17 protein-coding genes are annotated in these 20221 nt (G+C 65.9%); 14 read left to right on the forward strand and 3 right to left on the reverse strand.

What is annotated here, in order from left to right; translation table 11 throughout:
* Positions 1–12: 12 nt before the first annotated feature.
* Together thiD and MF407_RS04545 are read left to right on the forward strand one after the other, a co-directional pair.
* Positions 13–816, forward strand: coding sequence for a bifunctional hydroxymethylpyrimidine kinase/phosphomethylpyrimidine kinase (gene thiD / locus MF407_RS04540; RefSeq protein ID WP_239701481.1), 804 nt, complete (start codon positions 13–15; stop codon positions 814–816).
* Positions 817–893: 77 nt separating this feature from the next.
* Positions 894–2810: an acetate--CoA ligase gene (locus MF407_RS04545; protein WP_239701482.1), complete on the forward strand. Its 1917-nt coding sequence runs from the start codon at positions 894–896 to the stop codon at positions 2808–2810.
* A 180-nt stretch (positions 2811–2990) separates the two neighbouring features.
* Here MF407_RS04545 and MF407_RS04550 read toward each other — a convergent pair whose 3' ends face one another.
* Together MF407_RS04550 and MF407_RS04555 are read right to left on the reverse strand one after the other, a co-directional pair.
* Positions 2991–4400: a hypothetical protein gene (locus tag MF407_RS04550; RefSeq protein ID WP_239701483.1), complete on the reverse strand. Its 1410-nt coding sequence runs from the start codon at positions 4398–4400 to the stop codon at positions 2991–2993.
* Positions 4397–5641 (reverse strand): saccharopine dehydrogenase NADP-binding domain-containing protein, encoded by a 1245-nt coding sequence (locus tag MF407_RS04555; RefSeq protein WP_129625554.1) that lies wholly within the window; start codon positions 5639–5641, stop codon positions 4397–4399. Before MF407_RS04555 ends, MF407_RS04550 begins: the two co-directional genes overlap by 4 nt.
* A gap of 121 nt (positions 5642–5762) precedes the next feature.
* On the opposite strand from MF407_RS04555, the gene MF407_RS04560 reads away from it, so the two are divergent.
* The 8 genes from MF407_RS04560 to MF407_RS04595 all read left to right on the forward strand — a co-directional run bounded on the left by MF407_RS04560 (position 5763) and on the right by MF407_RS04595 (position 13544).
* A complete protein-coding gene (locus tag MF407_RS04560) occupies positions 5763–7136 on the forward strand; it encodes an L-serine ammonia-lyase (protein WP_239701484.1) in 1374 nt (457 codons plus the stop codon).
* Between the two features lie 269 nt (positions 7137–7405).
* Positions 7406–7594, forward strand: coding sequence for a hypothetical protein (locus MF407_RS04565; RefSeq protein ID WP_239701487.1), 189 nt, complete (start codon positions 7406–7408; stop codon positions 7592–7594).
* Positions 7591–7935: a hypothetical protein gene (locus MF407_RS04570; protein WP_239701488.1), complete on the forward strand. Its 345-nt coding sequence runs from the start codon at positions 7591–7593 to the stop codon at positions 7933–7935. The genes MF407_RS04565 and MF407_RS04570 overlap by 4 nt, the downstream gene beginning before the upstream one ends.
* Before the next feature lie 70 nt (positions 7936–8005).
* On the forward strand, positions 8006–8698 hold the full coding sequence (locus tag MF407_RS04575; protein ID WP_239701490.1) for a DUF6308 family protein: 693 nt from the start codon (positions 8006–8008) through the stop codon (positions 8696–8698).
* A 247-nt stretch (positions 8699–8945) separates the two neighbouring features.
* A complete protein-coding gene (locus tag MF407_RS04580) occupies positions 8946–9482 on the forward strand; it encodes a DnaB helicase C-terminal domain-containing protein (RefSeq protein WP_239701492.1) in 537 nt (178 codons plus the stop codon).
* 345 nt (positions 9483–9827) lie between these two features.
* Entirely contained in the window at positions 9828–9989 is a 162-nt protein-coding gene (locus MF407_RS04585) for a hypothetical protein (RefSeq protein ID WP_239701493.1), read from the forward strand.
* 3 nt (positions 9990–9992) lie between these two features.
* Positions 9993–10424 (forward strand): GIY-YIG nuclease family protein, encoded by a 432-nt coding sequence (locus tag MF407_RS15795; RefSeq protein WP_239701494.1) that lies wholly within the window; start codon positions 9993–9995, stop codon positions 10422–10424.
* Between the two features lie 57 nt (positions 10425–10481).
* Positions 10482–13544 carry a DUF3427 domain-containing protein gene (locus MF407_RS04595; protein WP_239701495.1) on the forward strand — a complete coding sequence of 1021 codons (3063 nt, stop codon included), beginning with the start codon at positions 10482–10484 and terminating at the stop codon, positions 13542–13544.
* Between the two features lie 1303 nt (positions 13545–14847).
* Here the strand turns inward: MF407_RS04595 and MF407_RS04600 are convergent.
* Positions 14848–15357 carry a hypothetical protein gene (locus tag MF407_RS04600; RefSeq protein ID WP_239701496.1) on the reverse strand — a complete coding sequence of 170 codons (510 nt, stop codon included), beginning with the start codon at positions 15355–15357 and terminating at the stop codon, positions 14848–14850.
* A 143-nt stretch (positions 15358–15500) separates the two neighbouring features.
* On the opposite strand from MF407_RS04600, the gene MF407_RS04605 reads away from it, so the two are divergent.
* The 4 genes from MF407_RS04605 to MF407_RS04620 are packed head-to-tail and all read left to right on the forward strand — an operon-like array spanning position 15501 to position 20219.
* Positions 15501–17102, forward strand: coding sequence for a hypothetical protein (locus MF407_RS04605; protein WP_239701497.1), 1602 nt, complete (start codon positions 15501–15503; stop codon positions 17100–17102).
* A 57-nt stretch (positions 17103–17159) separates the two neighbouring features.
* Entirely contained in the window at positions 17160–17495 is a 336-nt protein-coding gene (locus MF407_RS04610) for a hypothetical protein (RefSeq protein ID WP_239701498.1), read from the forward strand.
* A gap of 1 nt (position 17496) precedes the next feature.
* Positions 17497–19107: a class I SAM-dependent DNA methyltransferase gene (locus tag MF407_RS04615; protein ID WP_239701499.1), complete on the forward strand. Its 1611-nt coding sequence runs from the start codon at positions 17497–17499 to the stop codon at positions 19105–19107.
* A complete protein-coding gene (locus tag MF407_RS04620) occupies positions 19104–20219 on the forward strand; it encodes a restriction endonuclease subunit S (RefSeq protein WP_239701500.1) in 1116 nt (371 codons plus the stop codon). Before MF407_RS04615 ends, MF407_RS04620 begins: the two co-directional genes overlap by 4 nt.
* The last annotated feature ends 2 nt before the right edge of the window (positions 20220–20221 follow it).

A 20221-nucleotide genomic window follows, 5' to 3' on the forward strand; every position in this document is an offset into this window, starting at 1 on the left:
ACGGTGTCGCACATGGTCCGTCCACCAGCTGTCGTCTCGATCGCCGGAAGTGACCCGAGTGGAGGTGCGGGAATTCAGGCAGATCTGAAGACCTTCGGCGCACTCGGTGCGTACGGCATGAGCGTTCTCACGGCACTGACTGCGCAGAACACGATCGGTGTGCAGAAGGTGTTACCAATCGATTCGGAATTCGTTGCGGCACAGCTTGATTCAGTGACGAGTGACGTGCGTGTCGACGGTGTGAAGATCGGTGTCCTGGGCTCAGCGGGGGTCGCTGAGGTGATCCGCCCGACGCTCGCGCACATGCGTGATCGCGGGGTGCCGATCGTGCTCGATCCGGTGCTGGTCGCAACCTCCGGAGACCGCTTCGGCGACGCGTCGGTGACGTCTGTGCTGCGTGACCTGCTGCCCGTTGTCAGCGTTGTGACACCGAACCTGTCGGAGGCCGCCGCATTGACCGCCACCCCTGTTGCGACCGACGAGCGGGGGATGCGCGATCAAGCCAGGAGCCTGCTCGACCTCGGTGTGCCCGCGGTGCTCATCAAGGGTGGCCACCTCGGGGGTGACGCGGTCGACCTGTGGGTCGACGCACACGGCTTCGAACGGTTCGCAGCCCCGCGTATCCGCACGTCCAATACGCACGGCACGGGCTGCAGCTTGTCGTCCGCGCTCGCCGCGCTGCGTCCGCGGCGGCCCGATTGGCACACCACCGTGACCGACGCAAAGGTCTGGCTGACCGATGCGCTGCGCGCGGCCGACTCGCTCGAGATCGGCGCCGGTCACGGGCCGGTGCACCACTTCCACCGATGGTGGTGACCGCCGTTGAGCGACCGGTTCGGGCCGTCCGGCGCGAGTCGCAGCGGCCGGAGTGTGGCCGATGACACACTCGTGCCATGGGTGCTTACAGCGACGAGTATCAGCGCAGCATGGCCGACCCCGAGGGCTTCTGGCTGGACGCGGCATCGGCAGTGCACTGGTTCAAGAAGCCGACCCAGGCGCTCGACGACACGAACCCTCCGTTCTACCGGTGGTACCCCGGCGCGCAGACCAACATCTGTTACAACGCGCTCGATCGCCACGTGATCGAGGGCCGGGCCGACCAGACGGCGTTGATCTACGACAGCCCGGTCACCGAGGTCCGGTGCAGCTACAGCTACGCCGAGCTGCTCGATCTGGTCGGGCGGGCGGCCGGGGTGCTGAAGGCGGTCGGTGTGGGCAAGGGCGATCGTGTGGTCGTGTACCTGCCGATGATTCCCGAAGCGGTGATCACGATGCTGGCCTGCGCCCGGATCGGTGCGGTGCACTCGGTCGTGTTCGGCGGTTTTGCGCCGGCCGAGCTCGCCGCCCGCATCGACGACGCGCGGCCCAAGGTCGTCGTCACCGCGTCGTGCGGCGTGGAGCGGACCCGCGTCATCCCGTACAAGCCGATGGTCGATGAGGCGATCGAGCGCGCCGAGCACAAGCCCGATCGCGTACTGCTGGTGCAGCGTCCGCAACTCCAGGCCGAGACGGGGGAGCGCGACATCGATTGGGCGACGGCGATGAAACCGGGCGCCGTCGAGCCGGCGGGCTGTGAGTCGGTCGCGGCAACCGACCCCCTCTACGTGCTTTACACCTCCGGCACGACCGGCAAGCCGAAGGGCATCGTGCGCGATCACGGTGGGTACCAGGTTGCGCTGCAGTGGTCGATGACGAACGTCTACGGCATGGAACCGGGTGACGTATGGTTCACCGCGTCGGACGTGGGGTGGGTCGTCGGCCACTCCTACATCGTCTACGGACCCCTCATCGCCGGCTGCACGACGATCGTGTTCGAGGGCAAACCCGTTGGTACACCAGACGCTTCGACCTTCTGGCGGGTCATCGCCGAATACAGCGTGAAGGCGTTGTTCACCGCGCCGACCGCCTTCCGGGCGATCAAGAAGGAAGACCCGGATGCGGCGTTGATGGCCGGCCACGACCTGTCGTCGTTCCGCACCCTCTTCATGGCCGGCGAACGTCTCGACCCCGACACCTGGCAGTGGGCCACCGACAAGCTCAGGGTGCCTGTGGTCGACAACTGGTGGCAGACCGAGACCGGCTGGCCGATCGCGTCCAACCAGATGGGGCTCGAGCAGTTGCCGATCAAGCCGGGATCAGCGGCGGTGCCGACCCCCGGCTACGACGTGCAGATCCTCGACTCGATGGGTGAACAGGTGCCGCCAGGCACCGAGGGCGCGGTCTGCATCAAGCTGCCGCTCCCGCCCGGCACACTCCCGACACTCTGGCAGGACGACGCCCGGTACGAGTCGTCGTACCTGTCGGCCTACCCGGGCTACTACCTCACCGGCGACGGCGGCTACATCGACGACGACGGCTACCTGTTCGTGCTCGGCCGTACCGATGACGTGCTCAACGTGGCCGGCCACCGTTTGTCGACCGGCGGCATCGAAGCGGCGCTGGCCGGCCACCCCGCGGTCGCGGAGTGTGCGGTGATCGGTGTTGCCGATCCGTTGAAGGGTCAGGTGCCGCGGGCGCTGGTCGTGTTGAAGGCCGGCGACAAGTGGGCCAACCTCGACGACGCCGGGCTCGCACAGTTGCGCACCGAGCTCGGACAGCGGGTGCGCGAGGAGGTCGGCGCCATCGCCACCCTGCAGCAGGTCGACGTCGTCGCCGCACTGCCCAAGACCCGGTCGGGCAAGATCCTTCGCAAGACGATGCGCCAGATGGCCGACGGCCAGGACGCGCAGGTGCCCTCGACCATCGAGGACCCTTCCGTGCTCGACGCCCTCGCGAAAATCCTCGGGCGGCAAGGCACTTCGCAGGGTTGAGGCACTTCGCAGGGTTATGGTCGCGGAGCGAGCTGTACCTCGGGTGAAGACGCAGGTCACCGCCCGGACGGTCGGGTCGCAGCGATCCTCTCGTTGCCCTCGGGGTCGGCGAAGATCACCCGTGCACTGCGGGCCCGTGCACTGCGCGGTGCGGGCGCCGAACGGCAACGCAATTGTGAGTCAGCGAACCTCGCGCGGTTGCTCCATCGGGCCGAATCCTGTGTGCCACAACCGATCTGCGAGATCGAGTGCGGCTGCGGCCCACGGTGTCATCCGCTCCCCGTGCGCGAAGTCGATGGGAGTGAACCGCACCAACGCGCCCATCGCTGCGGGTCCGAGTTCGAGGGTGCCGACAGCGGTGGCGTCGTCGTCGCAGGGGCGTAGATCATCGGGGGTGCCGCACACGAACATCGCGGTCGTCGCCTGTGGCGTCACCGCGTCCGTCGCCAGATAGGCGGAGCCGGCGCGGTTCGCGTCGGCTGCGTCGAGCAGCTCGGTCTCGACGGCGTCTAGCTCGACGTCGAGGTTCGCGCCGGAGCGGACGGTCTGGTCGAGGAGGTTGAGTGGCACGTCGGCCGTGCCCTTGTTGATGGTGTTGATGCCGCCGGAGAAGCGGGGGTTGAGCTCATGCGGACGGAAACCGTCGGCCGTGAGGATGCCGTCGATGCCGAACGCGCCGCGGTAGCGATGTTCTCCAGCAAGCGCCTCACCGACGCGTCGTGCAGCGGTGCGCATCTCGTCGCGCTGCGCCGAGGTCGGATCCCACCACGTGGAAATGCCGGCTTGCACGAATCGGTGCCCGCCCGCTGGGCGCAACATGCACAGCTCCACCGGCCGCAGCACGAGCACGCCCCGGTCGGTGACGATGCCGTGAATGCTGCACGGCTGACCCTCCAGGAAAGGCATCACCCGCGCACGCTCGCCGGCTGCGGCCACCTCGCGGAAGACGGTTGACGGGTCGGTCCCAGGACGCACCCACCACACTTTGGCGGCGCCGCCGTTCATGCCCTGCGACGCGTCCGCCGAAATCACCACGCCGGCGCCGCGGTCCAGACGAAGAACGCTGTCGCGCAGCGATTTCGAGTCCGCGGAGACCACCTCCTCGGGAGGTGTCCGGAGACCGGCAGCCTCGAAGATCGCGCCGCACAACGTCTTGTCCTCGAGCGACTCGTCGGCCAGGGATCTGCCGCCGATGACGTCGCGTCCGAAGACCTTCGCGTCACTCGCCGTCGGAGTCGCGTTGAGCACGAGCGCGGTGCCCTCCGGGTCGAAGCTGTCGACCGCAGCGAGCACGTGAGCGGGCGGGTTGTTGAGCACGTGTCGCCACCCTGCCAACTCATCCATCACCGACAGCACAGGCGCTTCGTAGGTCGCGCGGACGACGGTGAGGTCGTCGCCGCTGGGGAGGAGGCCGGTCCCGTCACCGAAGGTGACGATCAGCTGTTCGGTCACCCCGAGGGTGCGGTAGTGCTCGACCCGCGGGGTCGCGGATGCCAGCACCGGCGCGAACACCACGAGCTTGCGTCCGCGCAGTCGCTCGGCCTCTTGCGTTCGCAGCAGGTTGACCAGTCGGGTGAGTGCCTCGTTCACACCAGCGGCTCGGCCTCGATGGTGAACCCCTGCGCGCGCAGCCGCTCGACGTAGGGCATGCCCAATGCCGTTGCGGGAGTGAGCAATCCACCCTGGCGTCCATCCGGGAGTGGGAGTTCGTCGCGCTGCAGTGCCAAGGCGAGGCCGGCCTCGCCGAGCATCACGCACGTCGCCGCGTACCCGGGGTCACCCTGCGCGGCGACGATCGAGTGCCACTTCTTACCGGTGGTCGTCGTGGTGCGGATATCCATCTTGAAGAAGCCCTCGTTGCGGGCCTTCTCGCTCGGTCCGGTGCCGGGCGCCGGCACAACCTTCTTGACCACCGGTCGAAGCACGCCGACGTTCATCGCGGCGAGCGCACCGCCGAGGCCGGCTGCGACGGCGTACCCGGTCAGGCGTCCGTTGATGCCCTTGCCGGTCTTCATCACCTCGCGGTAACGGAACGACCGGCCGTACGGGTAGCCGGCCAGGGCGTTGCTGCGGCGCACGATGCGGGTGTTGTAGGTGGCCATGACGAAGGGGGCGGTCCACGCACCGAGGTCCTTGTCCTCACGAACGGCAGCCGAGTCGCTCCACTCGCCTGACGGTTCGTTGCCGCGTTCAGGGGAGAGGCCGAACTTGTCGGTGACCACCTTGCGGCGTTCCTTGTCACCCTTGATCGCGTCGACCTGACCCATCATCGAGGCAACGGTGCCACCGCTGACGCCACCCTTCATCGACGCGTACGTGGTGGTGTCACCGAGTTCGCCGTCGCCGGCTTCACGCACGGCGTTCGCCAGTACGAACACACCGATGTCGGAGGGCACCGAGTCATATCCGCAGGAGGGGACGATGCGCGCTCCGGAGCCATTGGCGCGCTCGTCGAAGGCGTCGATCGCGTCGCGGTGGAAGAGCACCTCGCCGGTCAGGTCCACGTAGTCGGTGCCGGCATCGGCGCAGGCCTCGACCAGCGGCAGGCCGTAGGAGGCGTACGGTCCCACGGTCGTGATGACGACCTTCGTCCGCTCCACCATCGCCTTCAGCGACGCCGGGTCGGAGGAGTCGGCGGTGAGCAACGGCCACTCGCGCGCTGCTGCGGGCAGGTCGCCGCGACTGTCGGCGAGCTTGGTCTCGCTGCGGCCGGCGAGGCCGATGCGGGTGCCTTCCGGGGCGTGCTTGGCCAGGTGGGCGGCGGTGAGCTCACCGACGAAACCGGTGGCGCCGAACAGGACGATGTCGAACTCGCGGGTACGGGAATCCATGGCCCAACCGTAAGGTGTGCGCCCGGCCCGGTTGTCGAACCGGCGCCTAAGATGGCGTGACGCAGGCCTCATCAACCATCAGGTCTGCGGACAATCCCGTCACCTCGAGGAGCCGACACCCATGGCGCTCAGCGCTTTCGACCTGTATTCCATCGGCATCGGACCGTCGTCCTCTCACACGGTCGGTCCCATGCGCGCGGCGAAGATGTTCGTCGACGCACTGGAGCAGGACGGCCGGCTGGACGATGTCGTCCGGGTGCACGCCCAGTTGTTCGGTTCGCTCGGTGCCACCGGCCACGGCCACGGTTCCGGCAAGGCCGTGCTGCTCGGTCTGGAGGGGGAGGACCCCGAGACCGTCGACGTCGACACAGCCGATGCACGCGTCCAGAACATGAAGGTGCGCCGGCTGGTTCGCCTCGGCGGCACCCACGTGGTCGCGTTCGACGCGGACAAGGACCTCGTCCTGCACCGTCGCAAGTCGCTGCCGACGCACCCGAACGGCATGCAGTTCGACGCGTTCGACGGTGACGGCGAGGTCATTACAAGCCGGGTTTACTACTCGGTCGGCGGCGGCTTCATCGTCGACGAGAACGCCACCGGTGCCGACCGCGTCGTGCAGGACGACACCCCGCTTCCGCTGTACTTCACCACCGGCGAGCAACTGCTCGAGATTTGCGAGCGCGAGAGCCTGTCGATCAGCGAGGTGATGATGCGCAACGAGCAGGTCTGGCGCAGCGAGCAAGAGATCCGGGACGGACTGCTTCGAATCTGGGCGGTGATGCAGCAGTGCGTCATGAACGGGTACGGCCGCGAGGGCGTGCTGCCCGGAGGTCTGAAGGTGCCGCGTCGTGCACCCGGCCTGTACCGCGACCTCACCGCCGACGGTGCGCGGATGGACCCGCTGCACGTCATGGACTGGGTCAACCTCTACGCGCTGTCGGTCAACGAGGAGAACGCATCCGGCGGACGCGTCGTGACGGCCCCGACCAACGGCGCCGCCGGCATCATTCCCGCGGTGCTGCACTACTACCGCGACTTCGTCGGCGGCGCGGACGACGACGGCGTCGTTCGCTTCCTGCTCACTGCTGCGGCGATCGGCATCCTGTTCAAGGAGAACGCATCGATCTCGGGTGCGGAGGTCGGCTGCCAGGGCGAGGTCGGTTCGGCGTGCGCGATGGCGTCCGGCGCATTGTGTGAAGTGCTGGGCGGCACACCCGAGCAGGTCGAGAACGCCGCCGAGATCGGCATCGAACACAACCTGGGCCTGACCTGCGACCCGGTCGGCGGTCTCGTCCAGATCCCGTGCATCGAGCGCAACGCGATCGCGTCGGTCAAGGCGATCAACGCAGCTCGCCTGTCGCTCAACGGAACCGGCACCCACCACGTGAGCCTCGACAAGGCGATCAAGACGATGCGCGACACCGGGCGCGACATGTCGATCAAGTACAAGGAGACCGCCCGCGGCGGTCTTGCGGTCAACGTCATCGAGTGCTGACTTCGTCGCGAATGAGGGGCAGACCGGCCTCGTGAACCAGCTGCGCTTCGGCGTCGAATTCAACCTTCGGTGGACGGTTGCCTTCTCCACAGCGTTGGTCGCAGGCGGGTACCACCCGAGCAGCATTGCAGTATGAAGTTGCGTGCGAGTCTGTGACGCGGCTGTCGCCGCGCTCGACAAGTTCGCCCGTGCTGCGGGCCTCGAATCGCGCTTTGCGGCGACTCGTTGCCGGAGGCTTCCTGACCAAGGTTGTTAAGAAGGTGCCCAGAGTGGGCAAGCTCTCAACAGCCGCATCACCGGCTCTCGTCGCTGCAGCACGGCTCGCCGGCGACGCGCTCAAGGACGCGAACGAGCAGGCCCGGGCCAACCGTGACGTACTGGCTGCGACCCACACGCAGTTCAAGCTCGACTTGGAGCGTGGGGTTGAGGAACGACTGCTGTTGAAGAGCCGGAAGTGACGGCCGTTTCTCCCGACGGGCTGATCTGGTTGACCGGGGGCAAGTCGTGGGGTTTCCGCTTCGTCTTGGACGGCGGCCTGCCCGACCCGTTGCCGGAGTACGAGCGAGCATTCGAGCGAGTTGATCAGGACGAGTCCACCGCGTGTGATCGGGTGGCCGGCGCCGTGGCTCTCCGTTTCTCGGATCCGCAAGAGCGCCGCGACGTGTCTGGACGCGTCATCCCGCACGATTTCGTGGTTCCAGACGAACTTGGACTCGCTATCGAGACAGTGGACGACGGAATCGAGATTGTCTGGCCGCTCGTCGCAAGGGACTACGACCGAATTTGGGACAAGGGGTAACGGTGTGCCGACTGCGCGTATGCGGTCTGCATCATGATGAAGTCGAGCTGCTACCTCGGGAGGAAACACCATGAGCGACGGACAATTGAGCTACGAAGGTCTGAACCTTCCGGCGTCCCTGCAGCCAGGGAACGAGACTTGGGCTGTTGACCTCCTGAAGTTCTACTTCTTCGACGAAGTCTCGCCCGGCCGCCCGCTGTTCAGCGGTGGTCAGTGGGATGCCTGGGACCCTTCGGGTACCCGGGCAAGCTCGCAGAACACCTTCACCTCGGACGACCTGACATCGCTGTCGCTGTTGGGGGTAAACCTCCCCGGAGACGCGGCGGTGCAGATTCTCGTGAAGCAGAAGGATCGCTTCGATCAGCTTCTGTCGGCCATCGGCGACGACCTGGACCTTGTCGACGTCGACGACGTCAGCGAGTCGGGAAAGAAATACGGCCCGGTGTGGGCGCTCTGGCACGAGCTTCGGAAGCTCCACAACGTGGGCGCGACCAAGACCGCGAAGCTGATCGCCCGAAAGCGCCCACGACTTGTGCCCGTCTATGACTCGGTGCTGAAGGAGACCGTGTTTCCGTCGGGTAAGCAGTGGCAGCCGCTGCACGCGGCACTACGGCAGGAGACGCCGCACCGCCGCCTCCACGACCGGCTCGAGGACCTGCGCCAGGATGCAGGGCTCGGCAGTGAGGTCAGCCCGTTACGGTTGTTCGACGTGCTGGCCTGGCTCGAGGGATCGGGGAAGGCGAAGGCGGTCCCACGCCCCTAACCACACCTCCGCGTCGGCGAGGCTGTCGGCGGTCGGTCGCATGATGCGGGGTATGACGCACATCGCTGAGTTCCTCCGACCGTCGGCAACTCCTGGTGAGCCACGCACGACCTGGTCGACGGGGTCGGCGGCCCTCGACGAGATCGTCTGGTTCGAGCCCGGTCGTGTCTGGGTGGTCGCAGGGGTCGGCACGTCGCAGCTGCTCTGCCAGTGGGCATACGACCTTGCCGTAGTCAACTGTCTGCCGGTGAACTTCATCGGCACTCGTCAGCAACCGGAAGGCGCATACCGGCATTGGTTTTCGCGGAACGCCGCAGCCTACGGCCATGCAGTGAGCGAGCCGCCGCTCTCGGCTGCCGGGCTCGATGTTCAGCGGGGCGATCCGAGCGAGCTCGTCGACGCCTGGCTCTTGGGGGCTTGCGAAGGGCCCGGGGTGATCGTCGCCGAGACCGCGGGTTGCAGCTGTGTCAGCACCGACTGGTTTCGGCCGCTCTTGTGGGCTGGACGCCTCGTCATAGTGGCGGTGCCACGCGCTTGTTGCTTCGACTGGCATCCACCGGTCGGAGATCCACTTGAGTCGCACGGTGTCTGGATGGCGGCCGCTGACGTCGTCCTTGAGCTCAGCCGCGGTGACCACGACTTCGTTGACGTGACGATCCACAAGAACCGGGGCGGTGCGAGGGGAACCGTGACGGTTCGGTTCTCGCCGAACAGCGGTCGGTTCCATGATCTTTCGGAGGCCGACCTCGGCGGTCGTTCGGTCCCGCTTCCCGGGTTGGCTTAGACGCCCGGTTCGGGTTGCCTGAGTGGGTTGCGGTCTTCTGACACTCCGCCGTTGCGTACGGCATACCGGTGCATGCCGCGTTGCTCGTGATCATCGCCAGCAGCCGGGACTCAGACGGGAGGGGAACCATCGAGTGACGCTCACACGCGGCCCAATCCTCGCGAGCGCCGGGATCGACCCGGCTCACGCAATCGTGATCCGGCACTCGTTCGTGCTTGCCCATGCCGACGGCGAGCGCGGTCTCCACGCCGACTCGCTGACGACGAGATTCTCGCCTACACATCGCGGCAGTCGGCGGATACTCGGACCTTCCCGGCAACCCCGCCTCGGCAGTGGGTCATCTTCATGAAGGAAGGCGGAGACCGGGCTCGTCTCTGGTCGGTCGTCGACAACCATGGAGAGACCTACAACGACGGCACGCTTCGCGGGTTCGACCTCAGGGTCTCCGACGATCTGGCCGATCTCAGGAACCGGCTGGTCATCTCCTGGCCGGCGCCGCGATCCTGAAAGGTGTACGGCATCACCGCCGCGGGGTACCGCGTGGCAGAGGTCGCCGACGCGAGGCCGCTGCGCTTCCCGGGGTTTGACAGGCTCATCGTCGACCGCGTGCAACTTCAAGCGCTGACGCGAGAGCACCGATACACGGGATGGCGCACCGCTCTCGCCTCGGTCAAAGGCATCTACCTGATCACCGACACCCGTGACGGGCGCCAATACGTCGGCAAGGCCGACGGCGCCGAGACGATTCTCCAGCGGTGGAGCGAGTACGCAACAACTGGTCACGGCGGCAACGTTGAGCTCCGCGGGCTCGATCCGGCAACCCTCCGCTACTCGATCCTGCGGGTCTTCGATCCGGCAACGCCCACGCGCGTCATCGATGAGGCGGAGAGTCATTTCAAGCAAGCTCTCGACACGCGCAAGCATGGACTCAATCGGAACTGACCCACATCGCGCCTGAGACGATGACGGCTCACCGCGTCTGCGAGGCAAGGGGATTGCATGGAGCCTGGGCTGTACGAGCGACTGGTCGACGCCGGCCTCGCACGCGCTCTCGACGATCTCGACGACGACCTCATCGCTCACCTCAAGGACGTCCCCGACGCAGACCTCCGCCATGTCGTGAGCCGGCATGTCGCGTCAGCTCTCGTTCGACAGATCACGCCGGAACTGGCGAACCAGATCCTCGCCGGCCTTGACGACGAGGACGACGCGCAACTGCCGCCGGGCAAGACGCGGCAACTCGTCGGCGTCGAGCGCAAGGTCACGCTCGGCACCCGGCGGTCGTACGCGACCCGTCCCACCACGCCGCTGTCTGAGGCAGCGTTGTTGACCAACTCGCACGGCGAGCCGTCGCTCGGTGCCGAGCTTCGGGCAGAGCTGGTGAGTGCCGACTCGGTCGACCTATTGTGCGCGTTCGTGATGTGGCCAGGCATCCGGCTGCTCGAGGACGAACTACGAACTCTGCGCGCGCACAACGTTCCAATCCGGGTCATCTGCTCGACGTACACCGGCTGCACTGACCGCCGCACGCTCGACCGCCTCGTCAACGACTTCGGCGCCCAGGTAAAGGTGCACTACGAGATCCAACGCACCCGACTCCACGCGAAGGCATGGCTGTTCCGACGCAACACCGGATTCAACACCGGCTACGTCGGCTCCTCGAACCTCTCCAGCAGTGCGCTGCTCGAAGGCGTCGAATGGAACGTCCGTATCTCCGAGGTGGCCACGCCGACGCTCATGCGGAAGTTCGACGCGACCTTTGAGTCGTATTGGAATGACTCGGCATTCGAGGCCTACCTGCCCGAGCGCGACGCCGAGCGACTCGACCTCGCGCTCGCCAAGGCCGGCAACCGGGAGCAACCAGACGACACGATCAGCATCTCCGGACTCGCCGTCCACCCGTTTCCCCACCAGAAGCTGATCCTCGAGCAAATTGAGGCCGAGCGGGTGGTGCACGACCGGCACCGCAACCTCGTCGTGGCCGCGACCGGCACCGGCAAGACCGTGATCGCGGCCCTCGACTACCAGCGGCTCTGTAAGGGGAGCGAGCGGCCACCCTTGCTGTTCGTCGCACACCGCGCAGAGATCCTGCTGCAAGCACGGCGCACCTTCCGAGAAGTGTTGGGCGACGGCGGTTTTGGTGAGCTATGGGTCGATGGCAGGCGACCGACGCACGGCCGACATGTGTTCGCGTCGGTGCAGTCGTTGGCGCGGCTCGATCTTGCCGCGGTCGACCCGGCGGCCTACGACGTCGTCGTCATCGACGAGTTCCACCACGCGGAAGCGCCGTCGTACCAGCGGCTCGTCAATCGCTTCCAGCCGCGCGAGTTGCTCGGCCTCACCGCGACCCCCGAGCGTGCGGACGGGGTGAACGTGGCCGACTTCTTCGGAGGCCGCATCGCCGCGGAGTTGCGACTCTGGGACGCGCTCGAAGCCGACCTGTTGACGCCGTTTCACTACTTCGCAATCGGTGACACCGTCGATCTGCGTCACGTGCGGTGGGTGCGAGGCGCGTACGACCAGGCGGAACTTGAGCGCTTGTTCGCCTCGAACGCCGATCGTGCACGACACGTGCTGCGATCGGTGCGAGACAAGGTCGGCGACCTAACGCAGATGAAGGCCATCGGCTTCTGTGTGTCGCAGGAGCACGCACGGTTCATGGCGCGCCAATTCAGTGAGGCGGGCGTGCCCTCGGTTGCCGTTGTCTCGAGCCCGGACTCGTTCGATCGCAGCGCGGCCGTGCGACAACTCGTCAGTGGCGACGTGAAGGTGATCTTCACCGTCGACATGTTCAACGAGGGCATCGACATCCCGGCGGTCAACACCGTCATCTTCCTGCGACCGACCAAGAGCGCGACGGTGTTTGTGCAGCAACTCGGTCGTGGCCTGCGCTTGGCCAACAACAAGCCGGTGCTGACCGCGCTCGACTTCGTCGGGCATCAGCGCGCCGAGTATCGCCTCGATCGCAAGCTGCGTGCCATTGCCAAGCGCATGACCCGCGCCGAGCTTAAGGTCTCAGTTGATCGCGGTTTCGATATCCCCGGCGGGTCGCAGATTGTGCTCGACGACGTCGCCCGCGAGGCGGTGCTGGAAAACATTCGGGCTGGCGTCGGCTCGTCGTGGAAGTCGATGACGGCAGAACTGCGGTCGTCGACTGTCACCGGGCTGGCCGAGTTTCTCGACGACGCCGGCCTTGAGCTCAGCGACGTGCTGCGTAACAACAAGTCATGGACCACGCTGCGTCGAGACGCGGGGGTTGCCCTCCCGCCTCCTGGCCCACGCGAGCCGGAACTCGTGAAGCGGGTGCGCGCCTTCGTGCATGTGAACGACGTGCGTCGGCATCGTGCCTACCGAGAGCTTCTCGCCGACGGCTTTGACTGGTCGGCGGCGTCGGACGATGCGCGACTGTTTGCGCCGATGCTCGCAATGTCGTTGTGGCCGAGCGGTGGTGGCTTCACGTCGGCCAAGGATGCGCTCGATGCTCTGGCTGCTGAGCCGACCATCCGCGGTGAACTGACCGAGGTGCTCGATCTCGCGCTCGAGCAAGCGCATTGGACGAGTTCGGCTTCGGTCGCCAGCACCGGTGCTCCGGCGCTTGCGCTGCACGGCAGCTACACGCGTGAGGAGCTACTCACCGCGATCGGGTACGCGTCGTTCGAGCGGCGCAACTTCCCGGCGCACGCGGTGGCCGGCGTATACCGAGTCGATGACCGGCACCTCGACGCGTTGCTGGTGACCACCGTGAAGACCGACTCTGGGTTCTCGCCGACGACGATGTATCGCGACTACGCGATCTCGCCGAGCCTGTTCCACTGGGAGTCGCAGTCGACAACGCGCGAGGCTTCGGCGACCGGGCAGCGGTACATCAACCACGCCCGCTCGGGCGACTCGATCCTGTTGTTCGCTCGCGAGCACAAGGTGACCGAGTTCGGCGGGGGTGCGCCGTACGTGTTTTTGGGGTCGGCAGAGTACGTGCGGCACGAGGGGGAGCGGCCAATGGCGATCACCTGGCGGTTTGAGATGCCGATGCCGGAGGCGGTGTTTGGATGGGCAAGGATGTAATGCCAGGGGAGTCTGAGCCTGGTAGCTTCCTTTTGGGTAGTTGTTTCCTGGGCGCGTCCTTCGCAGGGGGACTGACATGGTTGCGTGCGTCGATCTCGTGGATGGGCGCTTAGCAGTATCTTCGGGGAACGTGACTGGAGGAATTTTGAATGAATCAGAGAATCACCCCGATTGCAACGAGACATACTCGGGCGCTGTTCCCTAAAGGGGGATGGGTGCCGCCGATTACGGTTGATCCGCACCATTCATATTTTCCACCTTTTCGCGGCAGGCCCCTCCGTGCGTGGTATGACTCGATTCGCCTGGTAGTGGCGAGCGCGGGTCCTGAGAATGCGATAGCTCTCGTCGATGCTGAGAGGCTGGTGCGGATGCACTCTGGAGTTAGCCCACTTTCGTCGCCAGACCGACTCTTTAAGAGGATCGTCGGCGCGGGGCTCTGGGTTCAGATTACTTCTGGCTCCACTCAGAATGTGGTCGTCGTCAACAAGATAGAGTTTGGTAGCCCGCTTTGGAGGGCTGAGGAGGGATTTCAAAAACAGGAGGGGGCGCGAAACGTGAGCATCCCCGCCAAGCGGCGAGGGATTGACCCGAATATTCGATGGGCGGTATTCGAGCGCGACCGGTACCAGTGTCTGATGTGTGGTTCGCGCCGAGATCTCACGCTTGACCACATAAAACACTTTTCTCGCGGTGGCCCAGACACATACGACAACCTTCGCACCCTTTGTCGAACATGTAACTCAAGGCGAGGAAATAGATGGTGAGGCAATGATGGTGCTCGCTACTGGGGTAGGTAGCTTCGGATGATTCCAATTCTATGAGTGAGCATGGCGTGCGGGTTTGGTTTCCTTTCGCTGGCTGAGAGCTATCGGGGCTGGGCCCAAGAAAAGATAGGACCCGCTCGTGGCCGTTTCCTCCGCATGTAGCTACGAAGATAGGTTGAGTTTGCTCACATTTGGGCAAGGTGAGAAAATCTTCCGGGCGTAATTCGGGCTGGCTCATGATTCACGATCAAGAGGGGCCTCGAAGGTGGGCGCGTCGTCCGACCCCCTGCTCGGACGGCCCGCCCGGTGCTACTACGCCTGCGACGTGAGGTGCCACTGCCTGCAGTGCGGGCACTTGTAGCTGCGCTGCTCGCGCCGTCGGCACTCCGAGCCGTGCTCATTGGCTCGAGTCCGAGCAAGCTCTGCGCTCCACAGAGCGGGGATCGTCGCCGCGTGGTCGGGGAAACAGATCTTGTCGGTGACGGCGCACCGTCGGTGCGGAGTGAACTGCCTGCGCTTGCTCGGTCGCATAGGTCAGCTCACCGCACCGTCCAGGCGTTGCAGCCGCGCGACTCGAAGAACTTGTCGGTCGCCTTGATGGTGACGAGCGACTGCCCGGAGCTGTTGCTGTTGTCGATGATGTTGCCGAACCCGTCCGATCCGCTGAGGCGTGCCCAATAGCAGTTGCCGCTGTCCGGTGTTGTCGAGATGTAGGTGCCCGGCTGCACGTCCACGCCGACCTGGAACGTGCCATCGCCGGGGATGCTCGAGCCGTCCTGGGTCGCTGCTGGCTCGGGAGACTCGGTCACGGTGACGGTCTCGGCGGGTGCAGCCGCTGCCGTCTCGTAGACGGTCTGTGCCGGTTCGTGAACGGTGACGGTTGATGCGTCGGCGGCCGTCGTGGCGCCCGACCCGGACGACGAGCCGGCGGCGATGCCGAGAACGAACGCTCCGATGGCAGTGCCGCCGTACTTGAGCCACGTGTTCCGGCGCGACTTACGCGCCGGCACGGGATTGGCCTGGGCTTGCTGCTGGACCTGGTTGTACATGTCTGCCTCCGTGTTGGCACGCCCGTTGCGTGCGATGCGGCAAGACTTGCTGATCAAAGGACGTTCGAACATGCGCGGCATTGATAAGGGGGCTTATCAGGGATCATGAGTGCCAGCGAAGGAGGCGTCGTAAGGTTCAACCCATGACCACCACCTACTTAGCGCCAGGCCCGCTACGCATGTCGCTCGCCGACGTCGCGCGTGCGGCCAAGGTGCAGCGTCCGGTGGTCAGCATGTGGCGGTCTCGAAGCGCTGGGCGAGAGGTGCCGTTCCCGCAGCCCGCGACCACAGATGGCGCGGACGAGCTGTGGGATGCCGATGCGATCGCCGACTGGTTCCGTCGCAGCGAGGTGCAGCTCGGGCGTCTTCCCGGCAACAACGACTCCGTGATCGACGATCTGCCGCGTTTCACGCGCATCGATCCCGAGGTCGTCGGTGACCTCAACACCGACACACTGGCAGCATTGCTCGCTCTCTCGGCCATCACTGGATCCGACCTCGGCGATCTCACGCCCACCGAAGTCGCCGACCTCGCCCAGAGCGCCGACTCGCACGACGAATTCCTGCTCTCGGAGATCGTCGGCGCACCCATTAACGCGACGGCGCTGGGTATTTGCGACGAGCTTGCCAACGCGTCGTACTCCGCACGATCGGCGCTCGAGGCGCTCGTCGTCGACGAGACTCGGCGCACCGGCGGCTACGCAGCGCAGTTCGAGAAGCTCCTCGTCGAGAGCGTCATCGCCGCCGATGGAGCGCTCGAGATCGACCCTCTGCGGCTGACTCTCCTCAACCCCGCACTCGTCGGAGTCGCCTTGGCCGTGGCTGACCGCGAGCCGCTGGCACACATCAGGTTGGTCGACTGCCGCGACAGGGCGACGCGGAGCGCACTTCGCCGCCTGCGCGCGGCCGGCATCGACGCTGACCTCGCAAGTGACGACACGGTGACCGGGCCGGGCGTGCTGCTCGGCGACGTCCGCGACCTCCCCAACCGTGATGCGCTCGATGCCGTTGACAACATTGTGCTTCAACTCGGCGAGCGCAACCTCGCCCTCTTCGTCGGCGCGTCAGCCGCATTGACCAACTCGCTCCCTGACCCTGCCGACGTGAAGCTGCGTGACTCCTGGCTGCGTTCCGGCCAGCTCCGGATGGCCGCCCGGCTTCCCGCAGGCGTCATGACTCACCGGCATAGCGGGCGGCTCTCGCTTCTGCTGCTCGGGGCGAGCCCCGTTGCGGTGCCTCAGAATCGGTTGGGTGTGGTGACGGGAGACCTGGGTGGCCGGGTGCTCGCCGAGCTGTCGATCGACGACTTCGTGACCGACCTCGTGGTTGCGACGAGTGCTCATATCCTCGGCCGCGCGCATGTGCTGAAGTCGGCCCGGCTGGTGCCGGTGCCGTCCTTGCTCGCCGGCGACGGCGACCTGGTGCGGCGGGTGGTCACCGATGCCGATGCCGACCCGTCACGGGGAGTCGACCGGTCGATCGCCCTGCGGGCCGACGAACTGCGCTCCGCCTGCGGCGATCTCACGTCCGGCTGGCAGGTTGTACCCGAGGCACGCCCGACCGATACCAAGGCTTGCACCATCGAGCACGCCATCAAGGCGGGCTGGCTGCGGCTGGTTCCCGGCAACCGGATCCGCGACGACCTACTTCACGCTGGGAGCAGCGGCGTCCGCGTGCTCGGCGTGCCCGAGCTCGGCGGCAGTGCGCCACGGCGCATCGACCGGGTCGAACTCGAGTGGCGCTAGGGGTCGGCGCGACTCACCCAGCCCGACGACGTCGTGTTCGCTCCGGCGCACGGCGCGATGGTTGATCGCGTCGGCGACGCACTGGCGCTCACCCCGTTGCGGGCACTGCGGGTGACCGACGAAGGGCTCGCCGCCGGGTTGAGTCCGGAGGTCGTCGCCCGCGACCTTGCAGCGCAATCGGCGCCGGCACGCGACGTGAAGCTGATGCGGATACGTCCAATCGCCGCTGGCCAGGTTGCTGCTCTTGCCGAGCGCACCACCGAAATCGCCGACACGCGAAGCCGATTGCTCGCGCAGCTCGCGAGTCTCGAACAGCTGGAAAGTACGTTGGTGGAGTCGGTGGCATCCGGCTACGCCCGAATCGAATCCACCCCGACCGACCCGAAGGACTGACGTGCCCCCAAAGAAGAAGGTCGACGCCTCGCCGTCGACCATGAAGGAACTCAAGGCGACGCTGTGGAAGGCCGCCGACAAACTGCGCGGGTCGATGGACGCCTCGCAGTACAAGGACGTCGTGCTCGGGCTGATCTTCCTTAAGTACGCGTCGGACGCGTTCGACGAGCGCCGCGCGCAGATCGAGGCCGACCTCACCGCGGAAGGGTGGAGCACCGAGCAGATCGATCAGGTGATCGATGACTTCGAGGAGTACCGCGGCAGCGGCGTCTTCTTCGTGCCGCCGACTGCGCGGTGGAGCTACCTCGCCGAGAACGCGAAGGGCTTCGACGACCCCCAGCTGGGGCGAAGGGTGTCGGTCGGCGAACTGGTCGACGACGCGATGCAGCTCATCGAGGGCTCGAACCCAACTCTGCGCGGCACGCTCCCGAAGACTTTCAAGAGTGAAGTGGTCGATCAGCGCCGCCTCGGCGAACTGCTCGACGTGTTGAACTCGGCCCGGTTCACCGGCGACGGGTCGACGAAAGCGCGTGACCTGCTGGGGGAGGTCTACGAATACTTCCTCGCTGAATTCGCCCGCAGCGAAGGCAAACGTGGCGGCGAGTTCTACACCCCGGCCGGCGTCGTGCAGGTGCTGGTGCAGGTGCTTGAGCCGCATAGCGGACGCGTCTACGACCCGTGCTGCGGGTCGGGCGGCATGTTCGTGCAGTCCGAACGCTTCCTCGCCGCGCACGGTGAGGAAGCCTCCGACCTGGCGGTCTACGGCCAGGAGAACAACGAGCGCACTTGGCGCATGGCCAAGATGAACCTCGCCATCCACGGCATCGACACCGGTGGACTCGGCGCGAAGTGGGAGGACACCTTCGCCCACGACATCCACCCCACGCTCAAGGCCGACTTCGTGATGGCGAACCCGCCGTTCAACATCAAGGACTGGGCGCGTAACGAATCCGACAGCCGGTGGACCTACGGCGTGCCGCCGAAGAACAACGCCAACTATGCGTGGATGCAGCACATCCTCAGCCACCTCGACTCCAACGGTCGGGCTGGTGTCGTGATGGCCAACGGCTCGCTCTCGAGCAACACCGGCGGCGAGGGACAGATCCGCGCCGCGATGGTCGAGGACGACGTCGTCGACTGCATCATCGCGCTGCCGACCCAGCTGTTCCGCAGCACCGGCATCCCGGTCTGCGTGTGGTTCTTCGCCCGCAACAAGGTTGCGGGACAAGGTGGTTCGGTCGATCGCACCGGCCAGGTGCTGTTCATCGACGCCCGCGAACTCGGGCACATGGTCGACCGGGCCGAGCGTGCGTTGTCGGACGAGGACATCGCTCGTATGGCCGACACCTACCACTCGTGGCGTGGTGCAGCCTCCGCATCCGGCGAGTACGCGGACGTTCCCGGTTTCTGTAAGTCGGCGACGCTCGCGGAGGTCAAGGAAGCCGCCTACGCGTTGACTCCGGGGCGGTATGTGGGTGCGCCCGAGGCGGAGGACGACGGTGAACCGATCGAGGAGAAGGTCGCTCGGCTCACCAAGGAACTCCTCGCTGCTATGGACGAGTCGGCCCGGCTCGATGCCGAGGTTCGCAAGCAGTTGGGGCGGCTGGGATGAGCAAGGGTTTTGGCAACCGCGCGCTCGCTGATCTGGTTGGGCTTCAGCGTGGCCATGATCTGCCTGCGCCTCAGCGAGAGCCCGGCGCTGTGCCCATCATCGGATCGTTCGGGGTTACCGGGTGGCACACGGAAGCGAAGTACGACGGTCCAGGTGTGGCGATCGGCCGAAGCGGGGCCGCCATTGGCACGGCGACCTACGTTGCAGGGCCGTTCTGGCCATTGAACACGTGCCTCTTCGTGAAGGATTTCAAGGGGAACGATCCGCGCTGGGTCTACTGGATGCTCAAGACGATCGACTTCACCGCATTCAATTCGGGTAGCGCTCAGCCATCTCTGAATAGGAATTTCCTCAGGGCGATCCCGGTCGCAACCCCGCCATTAGCCGAGCAGCGAGGGATTGCGGAGGTGTTGGGGGCGTTCGACGACAAGATCGCCGCCAACCGCGCGGTGGGGCTCAGTTCGATCAACCTCATGCAGGCGATGGTGGAGAGCGTCTGTAGAAACGCACTTTCCACCGGTGAACTCGCTGACCTGGTCGAGTTGAACCCCCGCCTTCCAGTGCCAAAGGGACCGGTGCCATTCCTTGACATGAAGGCGCTCCCGACCGGGGAGCTGCACCCGTCCGCGTGGGCATCTCGCGAGCGCGCAAGTGGCACTTGGTTCGCGAATGGGGACACCCTTCTTGCGCGGATCACCCCGTGCCTTGAGAACGGCAAGCTGGGATTGGTGGGTGGACTCGAAGATGGTGAAGTCGCCTGCGGATCAACAGAGTTCATCGTTATGCGCCCGATGGGCGGCACGCCGACAATCCTGCCCTTCGCGTTGTGCAGAATGCCCGAGATCCGCGACTTCGCGATCAAGCACCTCGCCGGCACAAGCGGACGTCAGCGTTTGGCGGCGAACGATCTGGCACGGTGCCCGATTCCGCTGCCGGGAACGGAATCACTCGAGGGGCTCGCCGATCACACGGACCCATTGATCGTCGCGCTCGCAGCGAACTCAGCTGAACAAGGGGTGCTCGCCCAAGCACGCGACGAGCTGCTGCCCCTACTGATGTCCGGCAAGCTCACGGTCAAGGACGCCGAGAAGCGAGCCGAGGAGGTGCTCTGACC

Source organism: Yimella sp. NH-Cas1 (genome assembly GCF_022359705.1).
Taxonomy (GTDB): Bacteria; Actinomycetota; Actinomycetes; order Actinomycetales; family Dermatophilaceae; genus Yimella; species Yimella lutea.

Excerpts from the sequence above, each read along its gene's own strand:
- thiD (WP_239701481.1), top strand. The coding sequence starts at position 13 with ATGGTCCGTCCACCAGCTGTCGTCTCGATCGCCGGAAGTGACCCGAGT.
- MF407_RS04555 (WP_129625554.1), bottom strand. The coding sequence starts at position 5,641 with ATGGATTCCCGTACCCGCGAGTTCGACATCGTCCTGTTCGGCGCCACC.
- MF407_RS04600 (WP_239701496.1), bottom strand. The coding sequence starts at position 15,357 with ATGTACAACCAGGTCCAGCAGCAAGCCCAGGCCAATCCCGTGCCGGCG.
- MF407_RS04620 (WP_239701500.1), top strand. The coding sequence starts at position 19,104 with ATGAGCAAGGGTTTTGGCAACCGCGCGCTCGCTGATCTGGTTGGGCTT.
- MF407_RS04610 (WP_239701498.1), top strand. The coding sequence starts at position 17,160 with ATGGTTGATCGCGTCGGCGACGCACTGGCGCTCACCCCGTTGCGGGCA.
- MF407_RS04575 (WP_239701490.1), top strand. The coding sequence starts at position 8,006 with ATGAGCGACGGACAATTGAGCTACGAAGGTCTGAACCTTCCGGCGTCC.
- MF407_RS04595 (WP_239701495.1), top strand. The coding sequence starts at position 10,482 with ATGGAGCCTGGGCTGTACGAGCGACTGGTCGACGCCGGCCTCGCACGC.
- MF407_RS04560 (WP_239701484.1), top strand. The coding sequence starts at position 5,763 with ATGGCGCTCAGCGCTTTCGACCTGTATTCCATCGGCATCGGACCGTCG.
- MF407_RS04545 (WP_239701482.1), top strand. The coding sequence starts at position 894 with ATGGGTGCTTACAGCGACGAGTATCAGCGCAGCATGGCCGACCCCGAG.
- MF407_RS04585 (WP_239701493.1), top strand. The coding sequence starts at position 9,828 with ATGAAGGAAGGCGGAGACCGGGCTCGTCTCTGGTCGGTCGTCGACAAC.
- MF407_RS04605 (WP_239701497.1), top strand. The coding sequence starts at position 15,501 with ATGACCACCACCTACTTAGCGCCAGGCCCGCTACGCATGTCGCTCGCC.